The following is a 21,367-nucleotide window of genomic DNA, read 5'->3' on the forward strand; positions in this document are numbered from 1 at the left end:
AGAAAAATGGCATCGCGAAAACACTTTGCTTCCGAGCGGCAACTCTATATAATAGGAAATAGCGGACAAAGCGAAAGGAGGCATGACGGGTGGAAGCATTGCTCATTATTCTCGGGGCGGTCATCGTGTATTCCGTCATTACGTACTTCTGGCAGAAGAGAATTGTCAAAGCATTGACAGAAGAAGAGTTCCGCGCCGGCTACCGGAAGGCGCAATTGATCGATGTCCGTGAACCGGATGAGTTTGCGGCTGGACATATTTTAGGGGCGCGCAACATCCCGCTGACCCAACTGCGCATGCGCATGAAAGAATTGCGCAAAGACCAGCCGATTTATTTATATTGCCAAAACGGGCTGCGCAGCGGGCGGGCCGCACAAATGCTTTACCGGAAAGGGTATCGCGATTTGTACCATTTAAAAGGCGGATTTAAAACGTGGACCGGGAAAGTGAAGAAAAAAGCGTAGCGATCGGCAAAAAGAGGCGCGCTGCCGGACTAGGCAGGCGCCTTTGCTGTTGCGGCCGTCAAGGAGCCGTCTCAAATTCCGGCGGCAGGACGACCGCCTCAAGCACCGAAGCAGCCGCGCCGATGGCGCAGCTTTTCTCTTTCAGCTTGGAGGAGATGATAGACGGCTCGCTTTCTTTTTTGACGAGAATGCGCTCCCTCACCTCTTTGCGCGCTGCATCAAGCACGAAATCACCGGCCTGAGCAAGCGGGCCGCCGATAATGATCGCCTCCGGATTGTACGCGTAGATCACCTGCAACAGTCCGATGCCGAGATAACGCCCCGTTTCCTCCAAAATGCCGGCCAACGGTTCATCGCTTTCCGCCGCCAGCGCCATCGCGGCGATGGAAAAGCGGTCGTCCAGCCACTCCGAACGGCCTTCTTCGGCCAAACGGCGTTCAATATATTTTTGTGAAGCGTACATTTCCCAGCAGCCGGTATTGCCGCAAGTACAGCGGACGCCGTTGACATCGATCGTATGATGGCCGATCTCGCCCGCTAGCCCGTTCACCCCGCGATACAGCTGATGATGAAGGACGACGCCGGCGCCAATGCCGATGCCGGCGCTAATATACACAAAATGGGCAAACTCCTTGCCGGCGCCGAACCATTTTTCGCCAAGCGCCGCCAGTTTCGCCTCGTTTTCGACGATGACCGGATATTGCGGCCATCGCTTTTGCAAGGCCGATGCCAACGCCACATCGCCCCAACGCAAGTTCGGCGCAAAAATCACCGTCCCGCTTTCCGTATGGACAACGCCCGGCACCCCGATGCCGATTCCCATTACGCCGTACGGCGTCGTCGGCGCCCGGCGGACCGCGGCTTCAACCAATTCGGCCATCTCGCCGACAATCGCCTCCTGCCCTTCGGACGGGCGGAACGAACGCCGCTGCTCCCATATGATTTCAGCATTTAAGTTCGTCACCACGGCGTACAAATAGTTAACGCCGAGCTCGACGCCGACAAGCGAACCGGCGTCGGCATTAAAGCGGAGCATGAGCGGCCGGCGTCCGCCTGTGGAGACGCCGATGCCGCTTTCATGGACAAAATGCTCGGCGATCAGCTCATCGACGAGCGCTGAAACCGTCGCTTTATTCAGTCCGGTCGTTTTCGCAATATCGGCGCGTGAAATCGGGTGTTGGTCGCGGATCAATTTCAGGACGAGCTGTTTATTTATTTTTTTGACAAGAGTGATGTTCCCTGTCCTCACGTTTTCGGTCATCCTTTTCGTCATGACTTTTAGTATGCACCGCGAATGATGGATCAGCCATTGCTATTAGTTTATATAATAAACTAACTCGACTTTTCTGTCAATGCCGCCATAGCAATGCAGCTGTCCCCAAACGAAACGGCCCGCCCACTGTCGGGCGAGCCGTTTGTCGGTATCACGGATCAGTTTGTCGGCTTTTGATAGCGCAAAATCGGCTTGCGCGCTGCGGTCGTTTCATCAAGCCGCTTGACGACCGTCGTATGCGGCGCTTCTTGAACGATTTCCGGAGTTTCTTCCGCTTCCTTGGCAATTTGAATCATCGCATCGATGAACGCATCGAGCGTCTCTTTCGACTCCGTCTCGGTCGGCTCAATCATCATGCACTCTTCGACGATGAGCGGGAAGTAAATGGTCGGCGGATGGAAGCCGAAATCAAGCAGCCGTTTCGCGATGTCAAGCGTTCTGACGCCAAGTTTCTTTTGCCGCTTGCCGGATAAGACAAACTCATGCTTGCAATGGCGGTCATACGGCAAATCGTAATACTCGGCAAGACGGCGCATCATATAGTTGGCGTTTAAAACGGCGTATTCGCTCACCGCTTTCAAACCGTCCGGCCCCATCGAGCGGATGTACGTGTACGCCCGGACGTTGATGCCGAAATTGCCGTAAAACGGCTTGACGCGGCCGATTGACTGTGGACGGTCGTAGTCAAGGTAGCAACGGCCGTTTTCCCCTTTGGCGATGACCGGTTTCGGCAAAAACGGCACAAGGTCAGCTTTCACCCCGACCGGGCCCGATCCTGGCCCTCCGCCGCCGTGCGGGCCGGTGAACGTTTTATGCAAGTTCAAATGGACGACGTCAAAGCCCATATCGCCGGGGCGCGCCTTGCCGAGGATGGCGTTTAAGTTCGCGCCGTCATAGTACAGCTTGCCGCCCGCTGCATGGACGATTTCCGCCATTTCGACGATTTGCTCTTCAAACAGCCCGAGCGTGTTCGGGTTCGTGAGCATGAGCGCCGCTGTGTCAGGGCCGACGACGCGCCGCAAATCCTCCAAATCAACAAGGCCGGCGACAGTCGATTTGACCGTCACTGTCTCAAACCCCGCAACGGTTGCCGACGCCGGATTCGTACCGTGCGCCGAATCCGGGACGATTACCTTCGTCCGGTTGAAATCGCCGTTGGCCTCATGGTAAGCGCGGATCATCATGAGCCCGGTCCACTCGCCATGGGCGCCGGCGGCCGGCTGCAAGGTGACCGCATCCATGCCCGTGATTTCTTTTAAATGCTCCTGCAAGTCGTACATCAACTCAAGCGCCCCTTGCACCGTTTCTTCCGGCTGCAGCGGGTGGATGTGGGCAAACCCGGCGAGACGGGCGACGTTTTCATTGATTTTCGGATTGTATTTCATCGTGCACGATCCAAGCGGGTAAAACCCGGAATCAACGCCGTGGTTTCGCTTGGAAAGCGCCGTGTAATGGCGCATCAAATCGAGCTCCGATACTTCCGGCAGCTCCGGTTCTTCAGAACGCAAATAATCGGGCGGCACAAGCTCGCTGACATCGACAGCCGGAACATCGAGCGCCGGCAGGCTGTAGGCGATCCGTCCCGGCTTGCTTCGTTCGAAAATAAGCGGTTGATCGTTATGCATGGCAATCCCCCAATTCATTGACGAACCGATCGATTTCTTCTTTCGTGCGCAGTTCGGTGACAGCAACAAGCATATGATTGGAAAGTTCCGGATAATCACCGCCAAGGTCGCAGCCGCCGATGATCCCCTTTTCGAGCAGGCGGGCGTTCACCTCAGAAACCGGACGGTTGAGCCGGATGACGAATTCATTGAAAAATGGACCGGCAAACGGCGACACAACCCCGTGCTGTTCGAATGCCTGTTTCGCATAATGCGCCTTTTGCATGTTCATCGTCGCCATCTCTTTTACGCCCCGTTTTCCGAGCGCCGAGAGAGCCACCGAGGCGGCGAGGGCATTCAGCGCCTGGTTCGAGCAAATATTGGATGTCGCTTTATCGCGGCGGATATGCTGCTCGCGCGCCTGCAGCGTCAACACAAACCCGCGGCGCCCGTCTTCATCTTTCGTTTGCCCGACGAGCCGGCCTGGAATTTTCCGCATCAGCGGCGCTTTGACAGCGAAATACCCGCAATGTGGGCCGCCGAACTGCATCGGGATGCCAAACGGCTGCATATCGCCGACGACGATGTCCGCCCCCAATGCGCCGGGCGGGGTCAAAATGCCAAGGGCAAGCGGATTGCTCGCGACAATGAACAGGCTTTTCTTTTCATGGACGAGTGGCTCCATCGCCTTGAGCGGCTCGATTTGCCCGAAGAAGTTCGGGTATTGGACGACCACACACGCCACGTCATCCCCTATTTCCGCTTCAAGCGCTTGAAGATCGGTAACACCGCCGTCGTACGCAATTTCTTTTACCTCTAATCTCTGCCCTTTCGCATACGTGCGCACGACATCGCGGTATTGCGGGTGAACGGCCGCGGAAATAAGCACTTTCGTCCGCTTCGTATGAGCGGCAGCAAGCAGCACCGCTTCCGCGAGCGCCGTGCCGCCGTCGTACATCGACGAATTGGCGACATCCATGCCTGTCAGCTCGCATACCATCGTTTGGAACTCAAAAATGGCTTGCAGTTCGCCTTGGGAAATCTCCGGCTGGTACGGCGTATACGCCGTATAAAATTCGGAGCGCGACAGGACGTGGTCGACCACGGCCGGAATATAGTGGTCATACACGCCCGCTCCTAAAAAGGAAACATATTGCTTGGCGTTGGCGTTTTTGTCCGCTAACGCGCTTAACTCTTTCCATAGCTCCGGCTCCGACTTCGCCGGTTTCACGTTCAACTCGCCGCGAAAACGCACTTGTTCTGGAATGTCGGCGAACAGCTCATCAATGGATGCAACGCCGATCGTTCGCAACATTTCCTGCTTGTCTTCTTCCGTCATCGGCAAATAACGATGGAGCACCGTATTTTCCTCCTTGCTTATGACTTCTTGCTTATGACTTCGTCCGCTTGTAAAACGGGATCGGTACAATCTTCGCCTTCAAGCGCTTGCCGCGAATGTCCACCTCCACGACCTGACCGGTTGCGGCAACATCCGCTGTCACGAGCGCCAACCCGATGTTTTTCTTCAGCGTCGGCGACTGCGTGCCGGTCGTAATGAATCCGACTTCAGCGCTCCCGGCAAATACCCGGCAGCCATGGCGCGGAATGCCGCGGTCCATCATCTCGATGCCGACAAGCCGCCGCGGCGGTCCGGCTTCTTTTTGCCGCTTTAACGCGGCCTGGCCGATAAACGGCGATTCTTTTTCCGTTTTGACGGCAAACCCGAGCCCGGCTTCAAGCGGGGAGATCGTTTCGGACAATTCTTGGCCGTAAAGCGGCAGACACGCCTCAAACCGGAGCGTATCGCGCGCTCCCAGTCCGCATGGGAGGACGCCGTCTTCGGCCCCGGCTGTTAAAATGGCCTCCCATAACGTGATGGCATCCTCTGCCTGGCAATAGATCTCGAACCCGTCTTCGCCCGTATAGCCGGTGCGCGAGACGAGCGCCTTTACGCCGGCCACTTCCACATTGTCTTGGAACGAAAACGGACGCATCGCCGGCAAATCCAGATTGGTTAATTTTTGCAGCACGCGTTCGGCCGCTGGTCCTTGCAGAGCAAGCTGCGCCGTTTGCGCTGAAACGTTGTCAAGCTCGACATCCGCATCGATGTGCTCATTCAGCCAGGCAAAATCTTTTTCCGTATTGGCGGCGTTGACGACAAGCAAATAGTCGCTCTCTCCTTTTTGATAAATAAGCAAATCATCGACCGTGCCGCCATCTTCGTTGCACATGAGCGTGTATTGCGCCCGCCCTGGACGAAGCTTGGCGACATCGTTCGTCATCAGTTTTTGCAAAAAGGCAAGGCTTCCGCGGCCGCGGACCGCAATTTCCCCCATGTGGGAGACGTCAAACAGTCCGGCGCGCGTCCTTACCGCTTCATGCTCTTCCTTGATGCTTGCAAACTGCACCGGCATTTCCCAGCCGCCAAATTCGACTGTTTTGGCGTTGTAACGGGCGTATACCGGAAATAGCGGCGTGCGCTTTAACAAGGCGATTCCCTCCCTCATCGAAATGCATGACGCAAAAAAGGACAGACTCCCCCCTTTGCGAAAAAGAGAGGCTCTGTCCTGGCACCTGAAAGTTTCCCGTCGGCCGCTTGCCTGCGCCTTGGCGGCAGCGAGGTCCCGACGGTTTCCCCTTGGGTGGCCCGCCGATAGGCAGGCGCTCTCCAGAGCTGCGTCAAGCAAGAGTCTTTTTGCCTGAGAGATTCGCGTTTCCGCTTGCTCCTTCGGCGCTACATTCCGTAGTCTCTCCCCCTGCCGTCATCCGCCGATCAATAAAATTTTCCAAAGCGGGCATACTAAGAAACGCCCTTGACCGCCATTCATGCGAATGTTCTAAATTTATACTACCATTAACCACTCAAAAAGGGCAATAGGAAATGATCGAACTTTTATAGAAATTAGTCATCAAAATGTTCTTGTTTTGTCTAACAAAGAGGGTTTTTACGGAATAAACATTCGTTACAAGGGAAGGGGATGGACATGAACATTGCGATCGAAATGGACGAGACGTGGAAAAAGGAATTTCTTGAGCGCATTGAAAAAGACGGGCCGTGGGCAAGCTGGGAAATGTATGAGCTGGCGTTAGAGGCAGCCCATCATTTAAGCGTGCCGGAATTTGACGGCCTGCAGGCGCCTAAGCACTTGCCGCATTTGACGATCCTCCCGCACCAGCTCGAAGTGGCGCGCCGCGTCGTTGAAGAGATGAACGGCAAAGCGATTTTGGCCGATGAAGTCGGACTTGGCAAAACGATTGAAGCCGGGCTCGTCCTAAAAGAGTATATGATTCGCGGCCTTGTGAAAAAAGCGCTCATTCTCGTTCCCGCCTCCCTTGTTTCACAATGGGTGAAAGAATTGAACGAAAAGTTTTTCATCCCGGCCGTCCAGCAAAAAAAGAGCTACATCTGGGAACAATGCGACATTGTGGTTTCTTCGATCGATACAGCGAAAAAGGAGCCGCACCGCTCCATCATTTACGAACAGCCATACGATATGATCATCATCGACGAGGCGCACAAACTGAAAAACAACAAAACGAAAAACTACGAGTTTGTGCAAAATTTAAAAAAGAAGTTTTGTTTGTTGCTGACGGCGACGCCGATTCAAAACCGGATTGAGGAAATCTTCAACCTCGTCTCACTTTTGAAGCCGGGCCATTTAGGCAACGCCGAGCAGTTTGCCAAAACATACGGCAAAACAAGGGCGGTGCAGGCGAACGAGCATTTAAAAGCGCTCGTCAACAAAGTAATGATCCGCAACCGCCGCGCCGATACACCGATCGAATGGTCGAAGCGCCATGTCGAGCCGGTGTTGATCGAGTTTACGGATGAAGAGCGCGAACTGTACGAAGCAGTGAGGGCGCTCCGCCATGAGCCGTTCGCCGGTTCGTTTTCGCTCATTACGCTGCTTCGCGAGGCGTGCAGCAGCCGTGAAGCGCTGTTTTTAACCATAAAAAATATGATGGAGAAATGCGAAGGAGCCATTCCTGAAGCGCTTGAGCAGGTGCTGGAAAAAATCAACGCCGTCACGACGAATTCAAAGGCGGAAAAAGCGCTTGAACTGATCCGCTCCATTAACGATAAGGTGATTATTTTTACGGAATACCGGGCGACACAGCTGTATTTGCAATGGTTTTTAAAACAGCACGGCATTTCATCCGTCCCGTTTCGCGGCGGCTTCCGGCGCGGCAAAAAAGACTGGATGCAGGAACTGTTTAAACACCACGCCCAAGTGTTCATCGCCACCGAAGCGGGCGGCGAGGGCATCAACTTGCAATTTTGCCGCTATGTCATCAACTACGACTTGCCGTGGAACCCGATGCGCCTTGAGCAGCGGATCGGCCGCGTCCATCGCCTCGGGCAGACAGATGACGTTTACATTTACAACTTCGCCGTCAAACAGACAGTCGAAGAGCATATTTTAACGCTTCTCTATGAGAAAATCCGCTTGTTCGAGCGGGTAGTCGGCGAGCTGGACGACATTTTGGCGAAAATGAACCTCGCCAACTTGGAACGCTACTTCGAAGACGCCTTCGTTCATTCACGGAGCGAAGGGGAGATGAAAATCAAAATGGAAAACATCGTCGCGATGATCGAGCTGGCGGAGCAGCTCGGAAAGGAAGGAGGCAAACGGCATGCAGCAACATGAAATCCGTCGTTTTGTGGAGCGTTATTTTGCCGCCAACGGGTGCACGTTGTTGGAAGCGAATGACGACTATATGACGGTCCAGCTGACGCCAGAAATGGATAAAGAGCTGATGAACCGGCCGTTTTACTGGCATTACATCGAACGGACGGGCGGCGTCCCGCAGCCGATGCAGCTCACGCTGATTACCCGCCCGAGCGAACGGACGGAAAAGCTGAAAGGCGACCGGCTTCATTTCGGGGCGCCGCGGCTGCATCAGCTGTTCCGCTCGGCGCAAAAACGCGGCAGCTTCATTCGTTTGTACGAAGAGCCGGACGCCCCGCTCGCCAGCCATGCCGCCCTTCATCCATGGCTTGGGATGAACGTTGTCATTTCCTACGAATGCGACCGAAAAAAAGATGCCATCGTCTCTCTCGGCCTTCATCTCATCAGCGGCACGATCATCGAATCGTTCCACGAGCGGCTCCGCGCGCGCCGGCTGACGCCGAAAATCCCGGACTATTGTTTTACAATTTCGCCGCTCATTAAGCCGCCAAGCGGCATCGCCCGCCTCGAGCAATATATCCGCGGCCGCATTGCCGCCGACGATCATGCATGGGCCGAGGAAGCGCGCCGGCGCTGGGCCGACGATTTAGCTTTGCTTGATGAGTTTTACAAAGAGACGGAAGAAAAGCCGGAGTGTTATTATATCGAGAAAGAAGCGCTTGAAAAACAGTACAAGCCGCGCATCACCGTTTCCGTCATTAACGGCGGGCTGTTTTACTTGCTGCCTCGCACATCGTGAGCTGCCGTGCGAAAAGCCTGCGCCTGAGCCCGGCGCGGATTCCGCCATCCCTCCCCATCAAAAACGCCCGCCGGCTGCAAGCCAGCGGGCGCCCATTACAGGCGGCGCCGAAACAACAAACGGAGCGAAAGCGGCACGATGCCGAACAAGCGGTAAGAGAGCGGCGGCCGCTCTTGTTTGCGCGCGCTCCGCCGCCGCGCCCGCTCCTCTTTTGGCATATCCATATACGTGACGAACCGCTGGGTGACAAATTTGACATAGTCGTTGACTGCCATCGAAGCCCCCCCTTTTTTCTTTTAGTTTTTCCTCATCTTTCCTTTTTTAACCGTTTTCCGAAAGAAGTCCCCTCCTCAAGAAACGTAAATGGCACAGCCCGATGAGTAGGCGGGAGATGAATTTCGGCCGGCGGAGCAGTTCACCCGTTTTGCTCCGTCCATTCCGTAATATCGAGCGATGGAAGGGCAACGGTGAAGGCGACCGTCCGCTGCAGTCCGGCCGCCGAGCGAACCGTCAAGAAAACCCGGACGCTCGCCTCCGTTTCCTTTTGCCACCGGCAGACCGCCTCCCCGCGCGGATACGTCCACTTTCCTTCCTGTTTCGTTGTCACAGCAGCCGTTGCTGCAATTTGTTCCTTTACATCAAACACCGCCATTTGCACGAGCTCGTCCGCCTCAGCCGCCTGCCGGACGGCGTGCGCCGCCTTCTGCTCCGCCTCGTATAAAAGTGCGGCATTCGTCATAAAAAACGCTAGCAGCAACGCGACGACCGCGACAAGCGGGAAAATCACCCCATCTTGGCGGCCCATTTGTCCTCCCCCCTTGCGTCTTTTCCTCCTTGCCGACACCGCGCAAAGCATGAGGCCATAAAGCCTCAATGATGCGCTCGCTTCGTTCCAGGCTTAGCGCCGCCTTGCCTAAAACATCCGCGCCACAAACGCGTCGCACACCTTGCCGTCATCGGCTGTCACTTGCAAAAACAAGCCATGGGCGCCGATGCGATAGGACACCGCCCGCACATGGCGGAGCGCCGTCTCGTAGCCTGCTCCATTCACTTGACGAATCAGTTCCGCTTTTGGTGCAACCAACGAGAAACTGACCGTCTCGCCATTCCATTTGTGTAAGTACAGCACACGGCCATCCGTCGACCATTTTTTCGCTTCATTCAACTCGATTTGCAGCTGCTGCAAAAACAGCCTCCATTCCAAGCGCGCAAATCCGTCGCTCGGCTCTGCGGCGAGCGGGCGGACAGCAAGCAGCGCCGGGATGACCGCGGCCACCGCTAAAGCAACAGCCAAGGCCATCAATGCCTCAAGCAATGCAAACCCGCCTTCCTTACTTCCTATCGCTTGCTGTACCCGCACCGTTCTTTTTCGCGGCCGGCATAATCGTTCCAACGCACACAGACTTTCCACATCCGCCCTCCTTCCTCATACGCCCGAAGCCGAAACACCGTCCGCCCAATCGATGCCTTCGTTTCACCAACAAGCGGCTCCTCATACAGCGCAATGGCCAGCAGCCGCTGCGCTTGTTCTTCAAGAGCGAGGTTGTTCCGTTCAAGCTCCATTTGCATCAACATAGGCAGAAAAACGGCGGCCGCCGTCCATAACAGCGCCAACGCGAACAACGCTTCCATGAGCAAAAATCCGTGGCTACATTTTTTGCACATAAAACCGCCCCTTCCCGAGCAAAAACGTCACCTTGTAGCTGCCCCGGCCGCTTTTCACCCAAACAGTTCCCGCTTGCTCGATATTGCCATTATCGGTAAAGATGAGCGGATTACGGAGCGTGCCGAGCTGAAACCGCCAAGGCGCAGGAAGCGAGCGGACAACGACTGTCCGGCCGCTTCCTCCTTCGACCGCCCTATACTCACCGCGTCCATTGCTGAAAAAGACGGACACCTTCCTCCGATGGGCGATGGCGTGCTGCTGCGCGCTGTACAAGTCGACGCGCAGCACGGCCAGCATATGCGCTTCCTCCTGCTGGCGCACCGCCCCACCGAACGCCGGAACAGCCAACACCGACAGCAAAAGGACGACCGATAAAACGACCAGCATTTCAAGCAGCGTAAACCCGCCGTTACGAGCCACTTTCACTCACATCGCCGTTCGCGCTGATTTGGATGGCATGACCGTTCGGACATTTGTCCGACTTGATATAGCGGCCAGCGAGCAATTCCTGCACCGTCGGAATTTTGTTATGTTCCATCTCGTATGCCTTCACTTGCGCCTGCACGGTGTTCAGAAACGCTTCGCACCCTTTTTCGTTAATCATGCTGTTATGTTTCGCAATGTTCGGAATCGCAATGAGCAGCAGCACGGAAATGACCATCAGGACGATCAACATTTCAATGAGCGTAAACCCTTTTTGGTTCACAACTATTCCTCCTCGCTCGACAAATGTAGTTATCGCTTGTTTTACAAGCTGTTCAACATCGAAAACATTGGCAGCAAAATGGCCAAATACATGCCGACAATCAGCGCCCCGACAACCGACAGCAAAAGCGGCTGCACGAGCTTCAGCGCAGCCTCGGCCCGTTTTTCGATCATCTGCAGCAAAAACTCGCTGTAATGTTCAAGTTCTTTGCCAAGCTCGCCGTTCGACTGGCCGTGGCGGATGACAAGCGCCAGCTCTTGTTCGTAATAGCGGGCGGCGCCGATTAATCTGTCAAGCGCCATCCCTTTCATCAACCCGTGGCGAAGGCGCCGGCCTTCCATTTGCAAAAATGGCCAGGACGACGGCTCGCTGAACACGCCGAGCGCATCATAAACCGACAACCCGGCCTGCAGCAAGCGCCCGAGCTGTCGGGCAGTCAGGCAGGTGAGGAACAGTCTCAGAAACGAAGCAAGCCCTGGAATTCGCAAGGCGAATTGAAGTTTTCGGGAGACCGGCCAGCGGCGGAAATAAGCGGTGTAAAACAGCCCAGAGAACACCGCCAAGACGGCGATGGCCGCCATCGCCATAGGGGCATGGGCGACCACCGCAAGCAGCCAAGCGGTGTGCCCGCGTTGTGGAGAAAACGCCGCCGCCGCCCGTTCAAACTGCGGCAGCAGCCACCATTCCATCAAGACGAGCATGATGATGAGCAAAGAAAGAAGGAACAGCGGATAGCGGCTGAAGCGGTGAAGCTGCTCGTAGAAGCGCGCTTTTTGCGCCAGCGCTTCCCCTGTCTCTGCCATGCCGCGCGGTAAATCGCCATGCCGTTCGGCAAAAAAGAGAAGGTTAACCGCCATGCGGTCGACCGACAGCGCTTCGACAGCCGCAAACAGCGGCAGCCCGGCGCGCAGCTGCTGCAAACAGCGTTCCACTTCCATCCGGCGGTGTGTGGGAGCCTGAATGGCCAAAAACTCAAGCGCTTGCCCAAGGGGGTAACCGCGCTCGAGCAACCGGCCGAGCCGAGTGAAAAACAACGCCTGTTCAGCGAGCGGCCACATTTTGCGTTTCATCTTTCTCCCCCTCCGACGAGCTCAAGCATGCGAACGGGCAGGTAGCCGAGCGCAATCCCCTTGCGGATCAAGCGCGCCAGCGTCATATAAGAGCGCTTTGGCTTCCCTCTCCCATTGGAGAGGGAACGAATCACGTCCTCCAGCGCTGAACCGCAAAGCAACTCATAAACAGCCGTGCGCCGGCGTCGTCCAAGACGGCCGCACGATGGATGGCAATCGTCGCCGCACAGCGGGCAGCAAAGCTCGACAAGCCGCTGGGCAGAGACGGCAAGCAGCGTCTCGGCCAAATCGCCGAGCGGAATGCCGAATTCATGCAGCCGGTAGACGGCGCCGACTGCATCGGCGGCGTGCATCGTCGAGACGACCAAATGGCCGCTCAACGCTGAACGGATGGCAATGGCCGCCGTATCATGATCGCGGATCTCGCCGACCATCAACACATCCGGGTCATGGCGCAGCGCCGCTTTTAACCCGGCGGCGTATGTGATGCCTGCTTTTTCATTGATTTGCACTTGCAACAATCGTTCGTTCTGTTTTTCGATCGGATCTTCAAGCGTGATGATGTTGCGTTGCCTTTCAGCTTGGCAAAGATCAAGAAGGGTGTAGAGGGTCGTCGTTTTTCCCGACCCCGTCGGGCCGGTCAACAGCACAAGCCCTTGCGGATGCTGCATGAAGGAAAATAATCGTGCGGTGGAGCGGAAGAATAAAGATAGTTCGCGAAGCGGCAGAGAGAAGCGCTGCGGCAGAAGCCGAATGACGAGGCTTTCATCGTAGAGCGTCGGCAATGTCGATAAACGCAAATACACCGTTTCCCCAAACTCAGCCACTTCCATGGCGCCGCTTTGCGGACGGCGTCGTTCCCCGATGTCCATGCCGGCTAAAAATTTAAAGTGGGCGATGAGACGTTCCGCCGTTTCCTTCGAAAGCACGCCAACGTCGACAAGCATGCCATCAAGCCGAAGACGAACAGCGGCATCGCGGCGGCGCGGAACGAGGTGAAGATCCGAGGCGCGGCGCTGCACCGCTTCGGCGAGAAGGCGGTTTGCCGTTTGTTCGATCTCGTTCAGCACATATTCCCTCCTTTCGACAGACTGCTTTGTATTTCGACGAGCATGAGTCGTTATCCTGCTTTTGGCGCAGCTTTTTTGTGAAATTTTTTTGAATGTCAGTCCACTCACTGCCAATAGTGACAAAAATCATTCCTCGCTTTGGACGATTTCATTATAATAACCATATCAATGATTCATTTAGGAGGGAAACCAATGGAACAAACGCTGAAAATCACAAGCGTATTGTCTGACCCGACAAGATTTCATATTTATGAATATATGGCAAAAGTGCATCGCGAAGTTTCTGTTCAAGAAATCGCAGAAAAATTTCATATCCATCCAAACGTTGCCCGCTTGCATTTAACGAAGCTTGAAGACGTTCGCATGGTCGTATCGGATACGCAAAAAACGGGAAAAGGCGGGCGGCCGAGCCGGCTGTACCGCCTGTCCGACGAAGTGATCGGGCTGTATTTTCCGTTCCGCGATTATCAACTCCTCGCCCGCATCGCCATTCAAACGATGGCCAAACTCGGTCCCATTGGAAGCGAGGCGTTGCGTGAAACAGGAAAGCGGTTCGGCCGTGAGCTCATCGCCAGCCGTTTGCCGCATAACGGCACAGCGAGCGCGCTCACCATGGCGGACAAAATCGCCATAATGGAAGAGGCGGCCGAAGCGGCTGGATTTTTGCCGCAATTGCACTATGATGAAGAAAAAGGAGTGCTATACCTCGATATTTTCAACTGCCCGTTCAAAGAAATCGCCGCGCAAGCACCTGATACCGTCTGCGGCATGCACCACGCTTTTTTGGAGGGAATGGTCGAGACGCTGTTTGCCGGTGCTGAAGTAACGGAAACGGAAAATATGATGGAAGGCAGCCACCGCTGCGCCTACCGCACCATCATCCGTCCGTGACAGCGTCCCTCCTTCCTTCTTTTTTGTCTGAAGCAAGCAACGGCCGGCATTGGCATCATTTCTTACCACTTGTCCGAAAGCGTTATTTACATTCCCAATCATTGTACATTATAATAAGTAAAGACCAATGGATTGCTCAAAAAGGAGGGATACATAATGGATCGCATGTTCCGCGTCTTGGCTTTTTGGACTGGCATTTTTGCCGTCATGTTTTATCTTGGCCATATGCATACGACATCGCTCATCTTCTTTGGCCAAACCGTGTTTTTCCTTTTCGTCGGCTTTTTGAAACTGACCGAGCGAATGTACATTTACATTTTCGGGGCGTATTTGACGATTTTCTTTGCCGCTTTTACATACTGGACGACGTTCATGATGGTGCCCGGCATGGGCGAATGAAAACAGGCAGAGCCCGTTCTCTGCCTGTTTGTCTTTATGGCAAAAATTCCGGCGCCGCCCAAATGTCCGGGATGGGAAGCTTCACGCCTTTTTGTCCGATGAGCACATCGAAAAAACGGCTGATGCCGTCATCGGCGACCAACGCGCGAAGCATCCGGTCTTCCCGGCTCGGCGGGGCAAACAACTCCGCGCTTTTGGAAACTGCCCATTCGTCCAAGAGACCGGCAGCAAGCAAAAACCGATCTTGGCGGAGAAACGCCACCTCCTCCCACCCGGTCTGCCGGGCGTACAAGCGGATGGCATCCCATTGTACATGGGCCGTCAAATCCATCTCCCCAGGACGGTGAAGCGGGTCGGGGACGAGCCGATGGCGGAAATAACCCCGCAAGCTGCCGTGCCGCCGCGCCGGCGCCCGCAGCTGTTCGTCCGTATAACCATAATCAATCGTCACCATCACCGCCTGGCGAAACTGCGGCCCGATGTCAAGCCAAAATGATCTTGCCGCGAGCGGCACTTCCAAGCGCTGCCCTTCGGCAAGCGAGAGGCCGCGCTCAGCCAAGTAGCGGGCAATATCCAAATTGCAAAGCGGCTCCTTTTCCTCGACGAGCCGACCGTCACGGGCGGCGACGAAACATTCATAAAGAATCCCTTGTTCCTTTGCAATCACATGAACCGGGAGTGCGTCAAAAAATTCATTGCTGAATACGATCCCAGAAAACGGCCCACGCTCGGCGAGCCAGCGAGAGACGTTGTCATATTGCTCCACTTTATCGGCAGCCGCGCGAAGCGTTTCCCGCTGCCTTTGACGGTGGAACAGGCTTTGATCGATGATCGTATACGACAACTCACGGTATGTATCAGGGCTTTTTTTCTCCCATTCTTCCAATATCGCCAGCGCCAAACGTCCATCCCCGCCCCCCACTCGCAAATCGCCGGCGGCAGGCCGCCCCGCTCGACAATCCGAATGAAAAACGAAGCAAGCGCTTTTCCGAATACGGCAGCGAACGAGCTGTTCGTAATGAAATCTCCCTTCCTGCCGATTTTCGTCCGCTCGCGCATATAATAGCCCGCCTGTGCGTCATAAAGCGCCATGTTCATATAATCGGCGTATGACACCCGCCCTCCCGGCGCCGCGGCAATTTGTTCGTACAGTTGTCCCATGATGGTTTCCTTCCGTGAACTACCCACCACCTACGCTTCGCTTAGAGGTGGGGGCTTCAAGCGACTTGTGTGTGTTCGCTGAACGGTAAGCCACACACAAGAACCCTTTACGCTTCCCTTCGTTCCGAAGGTGTCCGTTCTAGCCATATTCTATCATATTCGTTGGCTAACACCAACCGAAATTCATCTCCCACTTTCACTGGTGCTGGCGCACCTTCACGTTTAGAAGTAGGAGACTTCTTTCGGAGGGAAGTTAAATTTTTTATTTTTACTATTGACATAGTGAAAATAATGGTATATGGTTACAGTAGTAGCTTAACTATATCCCCTCCCATTATTATGGATAGAACATCCCCCAAAAACCCTTCTTGGCGCGGCTGAGAGGGGTTTTTTTATTTTGCAGGCTTCACAGGCAGACGCCTGTCTGCCTGTTTCCATGCCCTCTCCGGAAGCCCTGCCGTGCGGCGGCTGTCGGGAAATCAAGAAAACCCGTGCAAAAATGGATTGGTGTCCATTTCCATGCCGATCGTCGTCTCCGGTCCATGCCCGGACAAAACCAACGTCTCTTCAGGCAGCGTCAACAGCTTGCGGTGAATGCTTGCCAACAGCTGCTGGTGGTTGCCGCCCGGCAAATCGGTGCGCCCGATGCTGCCGGCAAACAGCGCATCGCCTGAAAATACGAGCTGCGCGGCTTCACAGTAATACGAGACGCTGCCCGGCGAATGGCCAGGCGTTTCCCGCACGTCAAACACAAACGGACCGATCGTCAACGTCGTCCGCCCTGTAAGGCATGTCGGCTCGCAACGGACAACGACCGGACCGCCGAAATAAAGTGAACCGTTGAGCGCCGGATCTTGCAGCCATGATTTTTCGTTTTCATGCACATACACGGGAATATCCCAGCGGGCGAGCACATCAGAAATGCCGCCGATATGGTCAAAATGGGCATGCGTCAGCAAAATCGCCAGCGGGGTCAATTTCTTTTCTTCAATTCGGCGCACGATCGTTGCTCCTTCCGCTCCAGGGTCAATGATGACACATGCACCGTCCGCGGCCGACAACAAGTAGGCGTTCGCCTGAATCGGGCCGACAGGAATGCGCGTCCATTCCATCACCGTCTCCTCCTTATCGTTGGCATGGTCAGCGTTATCCTTATTTTACCGTTTTTCTCCCGCCGATGAAAGAGAAACATGCAAATGCGGAACAGACCTCGACAAAAGAAAAAAAAAAGATTACAATGAAAAAGAATGAGCTCGCTTGTACATACTGTTTCACAAGGGGGTAAAACGGATGGGTACAGTCATTATTTTTGCGCTCGTGACGTTGCTCGCCCTTTACGGCATGCTCCGCACGCTGCGCGAGAAAAATGTGCTCGGATTTTTATTTGGGCTTGGCACAGCGGCGGTTTTCGGCTGGTTTACAGTGATGACGATTTTGCACCACGGCATTCCGACAGGCACACACTGAAAACGCAAGAGGCGGACGGAGCCTCTTGCGTTTTTTCACACCTTTCAGAGCATTGCGATGCAATTGGCAGCCCATGCGGCATTTCTCCGCAAACGCCGCCTTCAAGCCATTTCGAGCGCAGCCAAAAACAAACCGAGGCTGTCGCGGTATATTTGCGCAAATTGCGAGAGCGGTAGCGGGTTGACCCCTTCTCCGAGTTCGACCGTATAGCCTCTGCGCCGCCATGTCTGAATGAACCAGTCGCGGTAGCCGGCGTGGCTGTCAATATAGCGAATCGCTTGGTATCCGCTCGCTTCGGCCATCGCCTTGACGGCCGCCTCCGCTTCTGGCGGCTCCAATCCTTCGTACCCCCAATAAATCTCCTTTCCTTGTGTATGAAACGCAACAACCATTGCAAAATCCCCTTCTTCAGCCAGCGCTGCCATCGCTTTCGCCTCCGGCTCGGTGAGCGGGGCGAAGCCGGGAAAATCACGCGGCGCCGGTCCCTTTGGCGGTTTGCGTGCCTGTTCAATTTCCCAGCGGGCCGGAAACTGGTTGTTTAAGTCGATGCCACGAATGTTCGCTTTCCACTGGGAAAAATCAGCGGCCCCACCGTTAATGCGGATGGCTTCACTCCGGTGCGGCTCCTTCTCGGGAGGACCGTTCAACACAAGATTGACGCCATCGGGATTGACCATCGGCACGACGGAAAGAGTCGTTTTATGGTAATACTCGAGAACCCGGCGGCCGGCCAACATGTCGTCATTGACAAGCGCCCGCACATAGTCGTCGATGAGCGCCATTAATACTGCCGTTGTAATCCATTCGTTGGCATGGAACGATCCGTTCATATGGACGCGCACCGGGCCGCGGCCGATTTGCAGCTCAACAAGCGGCAAACCGAGCACGCTGTATCCGATCGTCCGCTGGCGCACAAACGGGTAATGGCGGACGATCGCGTCAATATCCTCCGTCAAAGCGGCAAAATCGTACGGCCGGACGCTGCGAACGACAGGAGCGGCGATCCGCATAGGCAGCGGCGCTGTTCCGTCAATGACCGCCATCGCCCCCGGCATCCGCCGCAACGCCTCGATCGGCAGCGATAGACTGCGGGAGAGTGTTTCCCATGACTCGATGACGCCATATCCCGGAATAGCGACTGTCTGTCCGGGACGCAGCCTTCCTTTGTCGACATGTGGATTGGCGTCTACAATCAACTCCGTCGGCACTGAAAACCATTGCCCGTATTTTTCAAGCGTATCGCCAGGCCATGCTTGGACGCGCATGCGCCATCTCCCCTTCCCTTTCTTCTACCTTCAACATATGCGGCAGGCGCCAAAAAATGAAAACAACGGCTTGCTCCAGCAAGGGAGCAAGCCGTTGCGGTTTAGGCGCCGATGAGCGATTTCGCCAACCAGGCGCCGCCGATGACTCCGGCGTCATTGCCGAGCGTTGCCAGCACGATCTCCGCTCCGGCGGCGACACGCGGAAAAGCATAGCGGCGGAAATGGGCGGCGACATGCTCAACGAGCAGTGCCCCCGCCTTCGAGACACCGCCGCCGATCACAATTTTCTCCGGATTGGTCACATTAGCCGCATTCGCCAACGCCAAACCGAGATAGCGCGTCACCTCCTCAACAACCTCAAGCGCGAGCGCATCCCCCGTTTTGGCGGCGTCAAACACAGCTTTGGCGGTGACATCGCCGCCGCGGAGCGCGCTCGGACGCTCGCTGGCAGCCAGCTTTTCGCCGGCAATCCGCACAATGCCGGTCGCCGACGCAATCGTTTCCAAACAGCCCGTTTTGCCGCAGTTGCACGGCGCGCCGCCGTCTGCAACCATCGTCATATGGCCGATTTCTCCACCGGCGCCGTTCGTCCCGCGCACGATGGCCCCGTTGGCGATTACGCCGCCGCCAACGCCGGTGCCGAGCGTCACAAACAGCAAATGGCGCGCCCCTCCCCCGGCCCCTTTCCACATTTCGCCGAGGGCGGCGATATTCGCGTCATTGTCGACGGCCACCGGCAGCCCTGTCTCTTCTTCGAGCTGTCGTTTTAAGGGGTAGTGTTTCCATCCTAGATTGACCGCTTCATACAGCATTCCTGTTTCTTCCTGAACCGGCCCGGGGGCGCCGATTCCGATGGCGAGCAGCTGTTCTTTCGTTCCGCCAAGCCGGGCGAGCGTTTCATCCAACGACCGGGCGATATGGGCGACGATCCGTTCGCCGCGGTTGGACGTGTCTGTTGGAATTTCCCATTTGTGTACAATAATTCCGTCTTCTGTAATAAACGCCATCTTCGTCGTCGTGCCGCCAAGATCGATGCCTACCAACCATTGTTCCATCGCCATTCCCTCATCCTTTTCTCATTCGTTTTTCCCGCTCGATTTGCGCTTCCTGCCGCAAAACAAATAACGCAGCCTGCAATTGTTTGACATCGATGAGCTGAGACTCGTACAGCTCTTTCACTTCCTCCTCCATCAGCTCCAAATCGGCGATCCGGTCGCCGACATAAATGATCGTGCCAAACTGTTTGAGCAGCTGTTGCACATCGTATACTGTCTTCATCGTCATCGATTCTCCTTTTCTCCCTTTTTAGTGTATCGGCAAATATCCGCAGCCGTCAAGACAAAAAACGCAGGCGCTAAAAATCAGCACCTGCGTCAGCGGTCAGGGTCGCGCGGGTGAAGAATCGCCGGTCGCCGGTTTTTCAGCGGCATCGGCGAGCGGATGAGCACATCGCGCATCGCCCGATAAGAAAACGGAATAAACGGCCATAAATACGGGATGCCAAACGACGACATCCGGGCCAAGGAGATGATCCAAACGGTAAGGCCGAGCACATAGCCGTACAGGCCGAACAGGCCCGACAAAATGAGCAAAGCAATGCGGACGAGCCGGTTCGCCAAGCTCATCTCATAGCTTGGCGTCGCAAACGTGCCGATGGCGGCAACCGAGAAATATAAAATCACTTCGTTGGAAAAGAGGCCGACCTCCACGGCAATGCCGCCGATCATAAGCGCCGCCACCAAACCGAGCGCTGTCGCCAGCGAGGACGGCGTATGAATGGCGGCCATTCGCAGCATATCCATGCCGATTTCGATCATCAAAATTTGAGCAAAAAGCGGAATATCGCCTAATTTCGCCTTTCCTAAAAACTGCAGCGGCCCCGGCAGCAGTTTCGGCTCCGTCATCAATAAATACCAAAGCGGCAACAAAAACACCGACGCCCAGACAGCCAAAAAGCGAACGAGCCGCAAATACGCCCCGACGATCGGCTTGTTCCTGTATTCTTCGGCATGCTGCAAATGATGCCAAAACGTTGCCGGGGTGATAATGACGCTTGGCGACCCGTCAACGATGACGAGCACATGCCCTTCGTACAAATGGGCGGCCGCCGTATCAGGACGCTCCGTATAACGAATGACCGGGTACGGGTTCCAATGCCGCCCGGAAATAAACTCTTCAACCGTCTTTTCCGCCATCACGAGCCCGTCCGTATCGATGGCGGAAATCGACTGCCGGACGCGGCGGACAAGTTCCGGGTCGGCAATTTCTTCAATATAGCAAATGCAAATGTCCGTTTTCGAGCGGCGCGCCACCTGTACATACTCCATCCGCAGCGACGGGTCGCGGACGCGGCGGCGGATGAGAGCCGTATTAAAGATGATCGTTTCCACAAACCCGTCGCGCGCCCCGCGCACTACCCGCTCAGTGTCCGGCTCCTGCGGGCCGCGCACTGGATAGGTGCGGGCGTCAATTAAAAGGATGCGATCCACGCCATCAACGACGAGTGCCGTCGGTCCGGAAAGCACGGCGGCGACCGCCTCCTCGAGATCGTTCGTTTGCCCGATTTCTACATAAGGAAGATGCCTTTTTAACAGTTTTTCGAGCGGATCAGCGTCCAGTTCGCTCTCGTCTAGATGGGACAAATTTCTCATTAAATAATGCAAAATATCGTCTTTCACAAACCCGTCAATCATAAACAATGCCATCGCCCGGCCGCCATACTCGACGTCGAGGCGAATGACATCAAAGCTTTTGCCGACCCCAAGCCGCTCGGCTAAGTAAGCCGCATTGTCTTGGAGACGGCATGAAGCTGGCCGTTTCGGCACACGTTTGTCCATCGCCATCCCCCTGCATCTCGTGTTACTGTATACTCCCCATCATAGACAACCAGCAGGAAATTCA

The 21,367-nt window shown here is 55.4% G+C and carries 23 protein-coding genes, 1 pseudogene and 1 riboswitch; of the genes and pseudogenes, 6 read left to right on the top strand and 18 right to left on the bottom strand.

Annotation, left to right across the window (positions count from 1 at the left end; translation table 11 throughout):
• The first annotated feature begins 89 nt into the window (after positions 1-89).
• Positions 90-464 (top strand): rhodanese-like domain-containing protein, encoded by a 375-nt coding sequence (locus NSQ51_RS11005; RefSeq protein WP_033016410.1) that lies wholly within the window; start codon positions 90-92, stop codon positions 462-464.
• A gap of 58 nt (positions 465-522) precedes the next feature.
• Here the strand turns inward: NSQ51_RS11005 and NSQ51_RS11010 are convergent, their stop codons facing one another.
• The 4 genes from NSQ51_RS11010 to gcvT all read right to left on the bottom strand — a co-directional run bounded on the left by NSQ51_RS11010 (position 523) and on the right by gcvT (position 5,830).
• Positions 523-1,713 (bottom strand): ROK family transcriptional regulator, encoded by a 1,191-nt coding sequence (locus tag NSQ51_RS11010; RefSeq protein WP_064213575.1) that lies wholly within the window; start codon positions 1,711-1,713, stop codon positions 523-525.
• A 182-nt stretch (positions 1,714-1,895) separates the two neighbouring features.
• Complete coding sequence (gcvPB, locus tag NSQ51_RS11015) at positions 1,896-3,362, bottom strand: aminomethyl-transferring glycine dehydrogenase subunit GcvPB (RefSeq protein ID WP_121650006.1); 1,467 nt, start codon at positions 3,360-3,362, stop codon at positions 1,896-1,898.
• Complete coding sequence (gene gcvPA / locus NSQ51_RS11020; RefSeq protein ID WP_049625172.1) at positions 3,355-4,701, bottom strand: aminomethyl-transferring glycine dehydrogenase subunit GcvPA; 1,347 nt, start codon at positions 4,699-4,701, stop codon at positions 3,355-3,357. Before gcvPA ends, gcvPB begins: the two co-directional genes overlap by 8 nt.
• A 31-nt stretch (positions 4,702-4,732) precedes the next feature.
• Positions 4,733-5,830 carry a glycine cleavage system aminomethyltransferase GcvT gene (gene gcvT / locus NSQ51_RS11025; protein WP_121650005.1) on the bottom strand — a complete coding sequence of 366 codons (1,098 nt, stop codon included), beginning with the start codon at positions 5,828-5,830 and terminating at the stop codon, positions 4,733-4,735.
• Positions 5,831-6,018: 188 nt separating this feature from the next.
• Positions 6,019-6,107: riboswitch (glycine riboswitch) on the bottom strand.
• 218 nt (positions 6,108-6,325) lie between these two features.
• On the opposite strand from gcvT, the gene NSQ51_RS11030 reads away from it, so the two are divergent.
• Entirely contained in the window at positions 6,326-7,990 is a 1,665-nt protein-coding gene (locus NSQ51_RS11030) for an SNF2-related protein (RefSeq protein WP_033016407.1), read from the top strand.
• On the top strand, positions 7,977-8,771 hold the full coding sequence (locus NSQ51_RS11035; protein ID WP_033016406.1) for a YqhG family protein: 795 nt from the start codon (positions 7,977-7,979) through the stop codon (positions 8,769-8,771). Before NSQ51_RS11030 ends, NSQ51_RS11035 begins: the two co-directional genes overlap by 14 nt.
• Before the next feature lie 95 nt (positions 8,772-8,866).
• Here the strand turns inward: NSQ51_RS11035 and NSQ51_RS11040 are convergent, their stop codons facing one another.
• The 8 genes from NSQ51_RS11040 to comGA all read right to left on the bottom strand — a co-directional run bounded on the left by NSQ51_RS11040 (position 8,867) and on the right by comGA (position 13,283).
• Positions 8,867-9,046, bottom strand: a complete 180-nt coding sequence (locus NSQ51_RS11040; RefSeq protein ID WP_033016405.1) for a YqzE family protein — start codon at positions 9,044-9,046, stop codon at positions 8,867-8,869.
• Between the two features lie 140 nt (positions 9,047-9,186).
• Positions 9,187-9,576, bottom strand: a complete 390-nt coding sequence (gene comGG / locus NSQ51_RS11045; protein WP_033016402.1) for a competence type IV pilus minor pilin ComGG — start codon at positions 9,574-9,576, stop codon at positions 9,187-9,189.
• Positions 9,577-9,684: 108 nt separating this feature from the next.
• Complete coding sequence (gene comGF / locus NSQ51_RS11050) at positions 9,685-10,086, bottom strand: competence type IV pilus minor pilin ComGF (RefSeq protein WP_230581369.1); 402 nt, start codon at positions 10,084-10,086, stop codon at positions 9,685-9,687.
• Between the two features lie 23 nt (positions 10,087-10,109).
• Complete coding sequence (locus NSQ51_RS11055) at positions 10,110-10,436, bottom strand: competence protein ComG (RefSeq protein WP_121650004.1); 327 nt, start codon at positions 10,434-10,436, stop codon at positions 10,110-10,112.
• Positions 10,420-10,857 carry a competence type IV pilus minor pilin ComGD gene (gene comGD / locus NSQ51_RS11060; RefSeq protein ID WP_033016398.1) on the bottom strand — a complete coding sequence of 146 codons (438 nt, stop codon included), beginning with the start codon at positions 10,855-10,857 and terminating at the stop codon, positions 10,420-10,422. The genes NSQ51_RS11055 and comGD overlap by 17 nt, the downstream gene beginning before the upstream one ends.
• On the bottom strand, positions 10,847-11,143 hold the full coding sequence (comGC, locus tag NSQ51_RS11065; RefSeq protein ID WP_080706542.1) for a competence type IV pilus major pilin ComGC: 297 nt from the start codon (positions 11,141-11,143) through the stop codon (positions 10,847-10,849). Before comGC ends, comGD begins: the two co-directional genes overlap by 11 nt.
• Before the next feature lie 41 nt (positions 11,144-11,184).
• Complete coding sequence (gene comGB, locus NSQ51_RS11070) at positions 11,185-12,213, bottom strand: competence type IV pilus assembly protein ComGB (protein ID WP_033016395.1); 1,029 nt, start codon at positions 12,211-12,213, stop codon at positions 11,185-11,187.
• Positions 12,210-13,283, bottom strand: a complete 1,074-nt coding sequence (comGA, locus tag NSQ51_RS11075) for a competence type IV pilus ATPase ComGA (protein ID WP_011231917.1) — start codon at positions 13,281-13,283, stop codon at positions 12,210-12,212. The genes comGB and comGA overlap by 4 nt, the downstream gene beginning before the upstream one ends.
• 192 nt (positions 13,284-13,475) lie before the next feature.
• Here comGA and NSQ51_RS11080 point away from each other — a divergent pair, with 192 nt between their 5' ends.
• Positions 13,476-14,174, top strand: coding sequence for a helix-turn-helix domain-containing protein (locus NSQ51_RS11080; RefSeq protein ID WP_011231918.1), 699 nt, complete (start codon positions 13,476-13,478; stop codon positions 14,172-14,174).
• A gap of 156 nt (positions 14,175-14,330) precedes the next feature.
• Positions 14,331-14,573 (top strand): DUF2626 domain-containing protein, encoded by a 243-nt coding sequence (locus NSQ51_RS11085; protein ID WP_033010198.1) that lies wholly within the window; start codon positions 14,331-14,333, stop codon positions 14,571-14,573.
• A 34-nt stretch (positions 14,574-14,607) separates the two neighbouring features.
• Here the strand turns inward: NSQ51_RS11085 and NSQ51_RS11090 are convergent.
• Positions 14,608-15,734, bottom strand: a pseudogene (locus tag NSQ51_RS11090) (SAM-dependent methyltransferase).
• A 479-nt stretch (positions 15,735-16,213) separates the two neighbouring features.
• Positions 16,214-16,846: an MBL fold metallo-hydrolase gene (locus NSQ51_RS11095; RefSeq protein WP_049625174.1), complete on the bottom strand. Its 633-nt coding sequence runs from the start codon at positions 16,844-16,846 to the stop codon at positions 16,214-16,216.
• A 178-nt stretch (positions 16,847-17,024) separates the two neighbouring features.
• Between NSQ51_RS11095 and NSQ51_RS11100 the strand changes: the two genes are divergently transcribed.
• On the top strand, positions 17,025-17,201 hold the full coding sequence (locus tag NSQ51_RS11100) for a DUF2759 domain-containing protein (protein WP_033010201.1): 177 nt from the start codon (positions 17,025-17,027) through the stop codon (positions 17,199-17,201).
• A 101-nt stretch (positions 17,202-17,302) separates the two neighbouring features.
• Here the strand turns inward: NSQ51_RS11100 and NSQ51_RS11105 are convergent, their stop codons facing one another.
• From NSQ51_RS11105 to NSQ51_RS11120, 4 genes are all read right to left on the bottom strand, one after another.
• Positions 17,303-18,466: a M14 family metallopeptidase gene (locus NSQ51_RS11105; RefSeq protein WP_033014614.1), complete on the bottom strand. Its 1,164-nt coding sequence runs from the start codon at positions 18,464-18,466 to the stop codon at positions 17,303-17,305.
• Between the two features lie 101 nt (positions 18,467-18,567).
• Positions 18,568-19,521 (bottom strand): ROK family glucokinase, encoded by a 954-nt coding sequence (locus NSQ51_RS11110; protein WP_033014814.1) that lies wholly within the window; start codon positions 19,519-19,521, stop codon positions 18,568-18,570.
• A gap of 10 nt (positions 19,522-19,531) precedes the next feature.
• A complete protein-coding gene (locus NSQ51_RS11115; RefSeq protein WP_033014816.1) occupies positions 19,532-19,744 on the bottom strand; it encodes a YqgQ family protein in 213 nt (70 codons plus the stop codon).
• 95 nt (positions 19,745-19,839) lie between these two features.
• Positions 19,840-21,303, bottom strand: coding sequence for a spore germination protein (locus NSQ51_RS11120; RefSeq protein WP_049625175.1), 1,464 nt, complete (start codon positions 21,301-21,303; stop codon positions 19,840-19,842).
• Positions 21,304-21,367: the final 64 nt, after the last annotated feature.

The organism is Geobacillus sp. FSL K6-0789, from assembly GCF_038593135.1.
In the GTDB taxonomy this organism is placed as follows: domain Bacteria; phylum Bacillota; class Bacilli; order Bacillales; family Anoxybacillaceae; genus Geobacillus; species Geobacillus stearothermophilus.

What these genes read in the sequence shown, in the direction of transcription:
- NSQ51_RS11110 (WP_033014814.1), bottom strand. Translation starts at nt 19,521, where the DNA reads ATGGAACAATGGTTGGTAGGCATCGATCTTGGCGGCACGACGACGAAG.
- NSQ51_RS11040 (WP_033016405.1), bottom strand. Translation starts at nt 9,046, where the DNA reads ATGGCAGTCAACGACTATGTCAAATTTGTCACCCAGCGGTTCGTCACG.
- NSQ51_RS11115 (WP_033014816.1), bottom strand. Translation starts at nt 19,744, where the DNA reads ATGAAGACAGTATACGATGTGCAACAGCTGCTCAAACAGTTTGGCACG.
- NSQ51_RS11085 (WP_033010198.1), top strand. Translation starts at nt 14,331, where the DNA reads ATGGATCGCATGTTCCGCGTCTTGGCTTTTTGGACTGGCATTTTTGCC.
- NSQ51_RS11030 (WP_033016407.1), top strand. Translation starts at nt 6,326, where the DNA reads ATGAACATTGCGATCGAAATGGACGAGACGTGGAAAAAGGAATTTCTT.
- gcvPB (WP_121650006.1), bottom strand. Translation starts at nt 3,362, where the DNA reads ATGCATAACGATCAACCGCTTATTTTCGAACGAAGCAAGCCGGGACGG.
- comGB (WP_033016395.1), bottom strand. Translation starts at nt 12,213, where the DNA reads ATGAAACGCAAAATGTGGCCGCTCGCTGAACAGGCGTTGTTTTTCACT.
- NSQ51_RS11055 (WP_121650004.1), bottom strand. Translation starts at nt 10,436, where the DNA reads ATGTGCAAAAAATGTAGCCACGGATTTTTGCTCATGGAAGCGTTGTTC.
- NSQ51_RS11105 (WP_033014614.1), bottom strand. Translation starts at nt 18,466, where the DNA reads ATGCGCGTCCAAGCATGGCCTGGCGATACGCTTGAAAAATACGGGCAA.
- NSQ51_RS11035 (WP_033016406.1), top strand. Translation starts at nt 7,977, where the DNA reads ATGCAGCAACATGAAATCCGTCGTTTTGTGGAGCGTTATTTTGCCGCC.
- NSQ51_RS11120 (WP_049625175.1), bottom strand. Translation starts at nt 21,303, where the DNA reads ATGGACAAACGTGTGCCGAAACGGCCAGCTTCATGCCGTCTCCAAGAC.
- comGG (WP_033016402.1), bottom strand. Translation starts at nt 9,576, where the DNA reads ATGGGCCGCCAAGATGGGGTGATTTTCCCGCTTGTCGCGGTCGTCGCG.
- NSQ51_RS11080 (WP_011231918.1), top strand. Translation starts at nt 13,476, where the DNA reads ATGGAACAAACGCTGAAAATCACAAGCGTATTGTCTGACCCGACAAGA.
- NSQ51_RS11100 (WP_033010201.1), top strand. Translation starts at nt 17,025, where the DNA reads ATGGGTACAGTCATTATTTTTGCGCTCGTGACGTTGCTCGCCCTTTAC.
- NSQ51_RS11095 (WP_049625174.1), bottom strand. Translation starts at nt 16,846, where the DNA reads ATGGAATGGACGCGCATTCCTGTCGGCCCGATTCAGGCGAACGCCTAC.